Annotated in this window: 5 protein-coding genes and 1 pseudogene; 5 read left to right on the top strand and 1 reads right to left on the bottom strand. The window is 44.2% G+C overall.

Going from position 1 to position 6,545, the window contains the following annotated elements; all coding sequences use genetic code 11:
• Window positions 1-186: 186 nt before the first annotated feature.
• From trpA to V7K50_RS25555, 4 genes and pseudogenes are all read left to right on the top strand, one after another.
• Window positions 187-1,038 (top strand): tryptophan synthase subunit alpha, encoded by an 852-nt coding sequence (trpA, locus tag V7K50_RS25570; protein ID WP_334965014.1) that lies wholly within the window; start codon window positions 187-189, stop codon window positions 1,036-1,038.
• Window positions 1,039-1,214: 176 nt separating this feature from the next.
• Entirely contained in the window at window positions 1,215-2,444 is a 1,230-nt protein-coding gene (gene trpB, locus V7K50_RS25565) for a tryptophan synthase subunit beta (protein ID WP_334965012.1), read from the top strand.
• Window positions 2,445-2,469: 25 nt separating this feature from the next.
• Window positions 2,470-3,669: an anthranilate phosphoribosyltransferase gene (gene trpD, locus V7K50_RS25560; protein WP_334965018.1), complete on the top strand. Its 1,200-nt coding sequence runs from the start codon at window positions 2,470-2,472 to the stop codon at window positions 3,667-3,669.
• 84 nt (window positions 3,670-3,753) lie between these two features.
• Window positions 3,754-4,026: pseudogene (locus V7K50_RS25555) on the top strand (3-deoxy-7-phosphoheptulonate synthase); the annotation flags it as partial.
• Between the two features lie 446 nt (window positions 4,027-4,472).
• On the opposite strand, the gene V7K50_RS25550 reads toward V7K50_RS25555, so the two are convergent.
• The gene (locus tag V7K50_RS25550) at window positions 4,473-5,285 is read right to left on the bottom strand and encodes an SDR family NAD(P)-dependent oxidoreductase (protein WP_334965010.1); all 813 of its coding nucleotides are present in this window, start codon (window positions 5,283-5,285) and stop codon (window positions 4,473-4,475) included.
• A 206-nt stretch (window positions 5,286-5,491) separates the two neighbouring features.
• On the opposite strand from V7K50_RS25550, the gene V7K50_RS25545 reads away from it, so the two are divergent.
• Window positions 5,492-6,469: a threo-3-hydroxy-L-aspartate ammonia-lyase gene (locus V7K50_RS25545; protein WP_334965008.1), complete on the top strand. Its 978-nt coding sequence runs from the start codon at window positions 5,492-5,494 to the stop codon at window positions 6,467-6,469.
• Window positions 6,470-6,545 lie beyond the last annotated feature (76 nt).

Raw genomic sequence — 6,545 nt, 5'->3', positions numbered from 1 at the left:
GGAGATAAAAGCCTCATTAATGGAGATAAAAGCCTCATTAATGGAGATAAAAGCCTCATTAATGGAGATAAAAGCCTCATTAATGGAGATAAAAGACTCATTAACGAAAAATTTAGCATAGGCATCGCTAACTGCTAAGTGTTAATTATTCCAAAACTATTAACCAATCATTAACTATTTTTCAGCATGACCTCTATCTCAGATTCCTTTCAAACTTTACGCGTTAGCGAAGCTTCTCCGCAGGAGACTCGCCAACAGTGTGCTTTAATCCCCTTTATCACAGCCGGCGATCCTAACTTAGAAACCACTGCCGAAGCTTTACGTATCTTAGATCGCAATGGTGCAGACTTTATCGAGTTAGGCATTCCCTACTCCGATCCTTTAGCAGATGGGCCTGTGATTCAAGCAGCAGCAACCCGCGCTTTGCAAAAAGGTACGAAATTAGAGCAAGTGCTAGAGATGTTACATACAGTGATTCCTAGCCTAAAAGCGCCGATAATTCTATTTACTTATTACAATCCCATTTTGCACCGAGGTATTAAGTCATTTTTGGCGCAAATTGCCACTGCTGGGGTGCAAGGGTTGGTAGTGCCAGACTTACCCTTAGAAGAAGCAGAAGAATTAATCCAGACTGCTGCATCTTTTGGAATTGAGGTAATTTTGCTCGTAGCTCCTACTAGTTCTCAAGATAGAATTATAGCGATCGCTCGTCAATCTCAGGGTTTTATCTACCTCGTAAGCGTCACAGGTGTTACAGGTATCCGCGCTCAAATCCAAAACCGCGTCAAAGATTTAATTACCGACTTGCGAAGCGTCACCAATAAACCCATCGGCGTTGGTTTTGGCATCTCAGAACCAAAACAGGCACATCAAGTAATGGAATGGGGTGCAGACGCAGTGATTGTTGGTAGTGCCTTTGTCAAGCGTTTAGCTGAAGGCAGCCCAACAGAAGGATTGCAAGCTGTAGAACAATTTTGTCAGGAACTCAAAGCAGCAATTACCTCTGCATCCCTGCAACAAGTTGGTTCCCCCAAGTAAAAAACCTCTTTCTTCTCTCTGCGTCCTCTGCGCCTCTGTGGTTCGATAAAAAATAACCAACCGCAGAAGCACAGAGAAGCCAGCGCGTTGCGGGGGTGGAGGAGTTTGTAGCGACTGGCGCGACACAGAGGAAATCTTGACCAAAAATATATTTGAACGTAAAAGGATTTTAACCAGTGGTAAGCATACAAGACATCAAAACTGCAACTCAACAACCAGATTCTTTAGGCAGGTTTGGCAAGTTCGGTGGTAAATACGTCCCAGAAACCTTAATGCCTGCATTAACTGAGTTAGAAGCAGCATTTCATCAATATCGCAACGAGCCAAGTTTCCAAGCAGAACTGCAAAACCTACTGCGCGATTATGTTGGACGACCCAGCCCATTATATTTTGCCGAACGCCTGACAACAAACTACGCTAGACCAGATGGCACCGGGGCACAAATCTATCTAAAGCGGGAAGATTTAAATCATACAGGCGCTCATAAAATTAATAATGCTTTAGCTCAGGTGTTGCTAGCTAAACGCATGGGTAAGCAACGGGTGATTGCAGAGACAGGCGCAGGACAACATGGCGTAGCGACTGCAACCGTGTGTGCGCGGTTTGGTTTGAAATGTGTGATTTACATGGGCATCCACGATATGGGACGCCAATCCCTGAACGTGTTTCGGATGAAGTTGATGGGGGCAGAAGTTCGCCCAGTGGCGGCGGGTACTGGCACTCTCAAGGATGCAACTTCGGAAGCAATTCGAGATTGGGTGACAAATGTGGAAACAACTCATTACATCCTGGGTTCCGTTGCTGGGCCTCATCCCTACCCGATGATTGTGCGTGACTTCCATGCTGTCATTGGTGTAGAAACTCGCGCTCAATCCCAGGAAAAATGGGGAGGATTACCAGATATTCTACTGGCTTGCGTGGGTGGCGGTTCCAATGCCATCGGCTTATTCAATGAGTTTATGCATGAATCTTCAGTGCGTTTAATTGGAGTTGAGGCGGCGGGTGAAGGTGTAGATACAGAAAAACACGCTGCTACCTTGACAAAAGGAAAAATCGGTGTATTGCACGGTGCAATGAGCTATTTACTGCAAGATGATGATGGCCAAGTCATCGAAGCCCATTCAATTAGCGCCGGATTAGATTATCCCGGTGTTGGTCCAGAACATAGTTATTTAAAGGATCTTGGTCGCGCCGAATATTACAGTGTTACCGATAAACAGGCGTTAGACGCATTCCAAAGACTTTCGCAACTAGAAGGGATTATTCCAGCCTTAGAAACGGCTCATGCGATCGCATATCTAGAAACCCTTTGTCCTCAATTACAAGGCAGCCCTCGCATCGTCATCAATTGTTCTGGCAGAGGTGACAAAGATGTGCAAACTGTAGCGAAAATCATTAGTCATTAGTCATTTGTCAATGCTCATTAAAAATATGATCGCTGTAACTCAAACTCCACCCGATAAAATCTCCATCCCTTCTGAGTTCTACAACTGGCCTGCTTTATTGCAACAATTGCTAAATCGGCAATCGTTGACAGTTTCCCAAGCTGCGGATTTGATGCAAGGTTGGCTGACAAATACCATTCCTCATGTACTATCAGGAGCGATTTTAGCCGCAATTCAAGCCAAAGGCGTCTCTGCCGAAGAATTAGTCGGTATGGCCACCGTCTTACAATCCCAAAGACTGGGGACTAGGGATTGGGGATTAGGGACTGGGCAAGAGTCTTCCCAGTACCCAATCCCCAGCGATGCACTGAGCTTGTCGTTGGCGCAGCCTCTCGTAGAGAAGTGTACTCAGTACCCAGTACCCCTAATTGACACCTGTGGAACTGGTGGAGATGGCGCTTCAACCTTTAATATTTCTACTGCTGTCGCCTTTGTGGCCGCCGCCTGTGGGGTAAAAGTTGCCAAACATGGCAATCGTTCGGCATCTAGTAAGGCTGGTTCGGCTGATGTCTTGGAAGCTTTGGGTATAAATCTCAACGCCACTCCTGAAAAAGTACAAGCCGCAGTGGGTGAAGTGGGAATCACCTTTTTGTTTGCTCCCGGCTGGCATCCTGCACTCAAAGCGATCGCTACTTTGCGAAAAACTTTGAAGGTGCGGACTGTTTTTAACTTACTCGGTCCGCTAGTAAATCCCATGCGCCCAACGGGGCAAATTATCGGTGTAAATGATCCGCTTTTACTAGAGGAGATTGTTCAAGCTTTATCTCAATTGGGATGTCAGCATGCGATCGCACTTCACGGACGCGAACGTTTAGATGAGGCTGGTTTGGCAGATGTCACTGACTTAGCTGTACTCCAAGATCAAAAAGTCCGTTCTTTAACACTCAATCCTCAAGAACTTGGCTTAAATTTTGCGCCCACTGCGGCCTTGCACGGTGGAGATGTCCCAGAAAATGCCCAAATCTTGAAGGCTGTCCTTCAAGGGAAAGGCACTCAAGCGCAGCAAGATGTAGTTGCTTTAAATACAGCTCTCGCACTGCAAGTTGGTGAAGCCACTGATGGGGAAACTGATGTTTTAGCAGGTTGTGTTAAAGGTATTGCCCTTGCCAAGGAAGTTCTCCAAAGCGGCGCTGCTTGGACAAAACTAGAACAACTTGCGGAATTTTTACACGATTCGCCAAGGTAGGGGCACAGCATTGCTGTGCCCCTACGAACGGACTGTATTACACCCAAAAAGTATACGGAAGGAAAAACAGATGATTATCATACTATTGATCCCAGTCATGGTACTGGTAGGTCTGAATATGTGCCATCGATGGCAATGGCTGCCTTAGCAGCTGGTACAGATGCCTTGATGATTGAAGTTCACCCCAATCCAGCTAAAGCTTTATCCGATGGCCCCCAATCTCTCACTCCTGATAAATTTGACCGCTTAGTTCAAGAAATGTCAGTTCTGGGCAAAGTCTTCGATCGCTGCTCTACACCTGCATTTGATCGGGTTGGTGAAAACCGCATTTTCTTCACGCCAGAACTATCAAAGTAGATAGAGCCTAATCTTAGACGATTTTTTGCAAACGGCTAAACCCGATCAACGGATTTTTTAGACGAAAGAATCTGTTGATCGGGTTTTCATAAACTACCCACGCTTTAAATTCTTTATTAGAGGATGTTTGAAAAGTCCTATTGTCGGTATCAAATAGTTTTAGATCCCCCTAAATCCACGCCACGTGCTTCTCCCAAGAGGAGACGCTGCGCGTAGCAAGATCCCCGAAGGGGTACAAGTCGGGAAACCGCAAGGGCGCAGTGGCTCCCCGATAAATTGGGGGACTTTGATTCCGGTTCCCCCCTTTTTAAGGGGGGTTAGGGGGGATCTAAAAGTGCCTAAAGTCACAGTGAAACACTTTTCAAACAACCTCTTAGACATCTCCGAAAAAGAATTGTATAGACGTAGCAATGCTACGTCTATACAAGGGTTATAGATATATCGGGCTACCTATTTTTTTTGAGTTCGTGTATACTTCTCACGACCTTTGTGACTAAATTTCTGGGTGTAAATCTTACGCTTTCAGTCAATATCTTATTTCTCATACCAGGAACCACAACGGTTTTGTTTGTCATTAAGCCGCGATAACCAATTTTAGCAAGGGTTTCTGTCTCCATCATTCTCTTAAGGCGAGCAATCTTTGAATCTTTCATTGCAGCTGTTCGTTGAAATTCCGATGCTCTTAGTCCTGGACAAAGAACAGTCACGCTGACACCTGTACCCTCTAATTCATTAGCGATCGCTTCGGAAAATGATAATACATAGGCTTCAGTAGCAAAATAAACTGCCATTAGAGGCCCTGGTTGAAAAGCAGCAGCTGAGGCCACATTTAATATTTTTCCATAGTTTTGCTCTACCATATCCTTGAGGAATAACTTAGTTAAATGAGTCAGACTCACTATATTTACCTGGAGCATTTTCAGTTCAATGGTCAGGTCTGTTTCGTTAAATGCTCCATAAGTAGCAAAGCCAGCATTGTTAATCAGCACATCAATTTTTATCGATGCTTGCTGTAGTTCTGTGAAAATTTCTTCGGGCGATGTTGGTATAGATAAATCCTGAGTAAAAATTTTCACAAAAATGCCAAATTTTTGCGGAAATTCATCTAGAATTTCAGTAAGTTTTTCTTCATTCTTATCCACTAACACAAGATTATAACTATGACGAGCAAATATCTGGGTTAATTGATAGCCTATTCCACTAGCCGCTCCTGTAATTAGAACAGTTTTTTTTTGCCGACTTTCAGATATTTTATTCATGCTAAAAATTGCCAGCGTGAGTTAATTAATTTAAGTTTTATAAAAATAACTACAGTAATATATAATATTTGCTGTAGTTATTTTTATCCAGACAATAAATGATGCTATCCACCTGAAATGAGTATGCTTCAATCAAGCATATTTGGCACAAATATAAAAATCTGTATCTATATAAACAAGAGCAAAAATATTTAATATCGTCATCAATGCCACAACATAATTCCGTTGCCATAACTGATGTGCAAGCAGCACAAGAGCGAATTTTGGGCATTGCCCACCGCACGCCTGTACTGACTTCTAGAATTGTTAACGATCGCACCAATAGCCAAGTATTCTTTAAATGCGAAAATTTTCAACGCACGGGGTCATTTAAATTTCGAGGTGCGTACAATGCCCTAGCCCAACTATCGATAACACAAAAACAAACAGGCGTTATCACCTATTCATCAGGAAATCATGGCCAAGCGATCGCTTTAGCTGGACAATTACTAAATATTCCCACCACCATTGTCATCCCTGATGATGCACCCGTTGTCAAACAAACTGCTACTCGTGGCTATGGTGCAGAGATAATTTTATACAATCGCCAAGAAATCAACCGAGAAGAATTAGCCCAAAATTTAGCACATAATCGCAATCTCACTCTGATTCCCCCTTACGATCATCCCCATGTAGTCGCCGGACAGGGGACAACTGCTTTAGAACTAATTCAAGAAATTGGTGAATTGGACAAATTATTAGTTTGTTGTGGCGGTGGGGGATTACTTTCAGGATGTGCGATCGCAGCCAAAGCACTTTCACCTAATTGTAAAGTAATCGGAGTAGAACCAGCACTTGCCGACGATGCTACCCGCTCCTTTCACACCAAAACCCTGCAAACGGTCAAAAATCCTGATACCATCGCCGATGGTGCGCGAACTCCTAGCCTTGGTCAAATTACTTTCCCCTTAGTGCTGCATTACGTCGATGATCTGGTGACGGTATCGGAAGAAGCCATTCTTCGCACCATGTTTTTCTTGTGGGAACGTCTGAAAATTGTCGTTGAACCCACCGGAGTACTCGCCGCCGCCGCCTTACTCGAAGGTGTGGTGACAGCACCAGAGGCGAGGGTTGGCGTCATCATCAGTGGTGGAAATGTCGATTTAGCGCAAGTTGGTAAATTATTTTCTGTAGGATTGGAGTAAGCGACTGACAAATAAAAAAACATCCCAAATTTTCTTGTGGGATGGGTGTCCCCACCCGTCCCAGATTTAGGGCGCT

The sequence above is a fragment of the Nostoc sp. genome, from assembly GCF_036917135.1.
Taxonomy (GTDB): Bacteria; Cyanobacteriota; Cyanobacteriia; order Cyanobacteriales; family Nostocaceae; genus Nostoc.
This window is presented reverse-complemented; position numbering and strand designations above follow the sequence as displayed.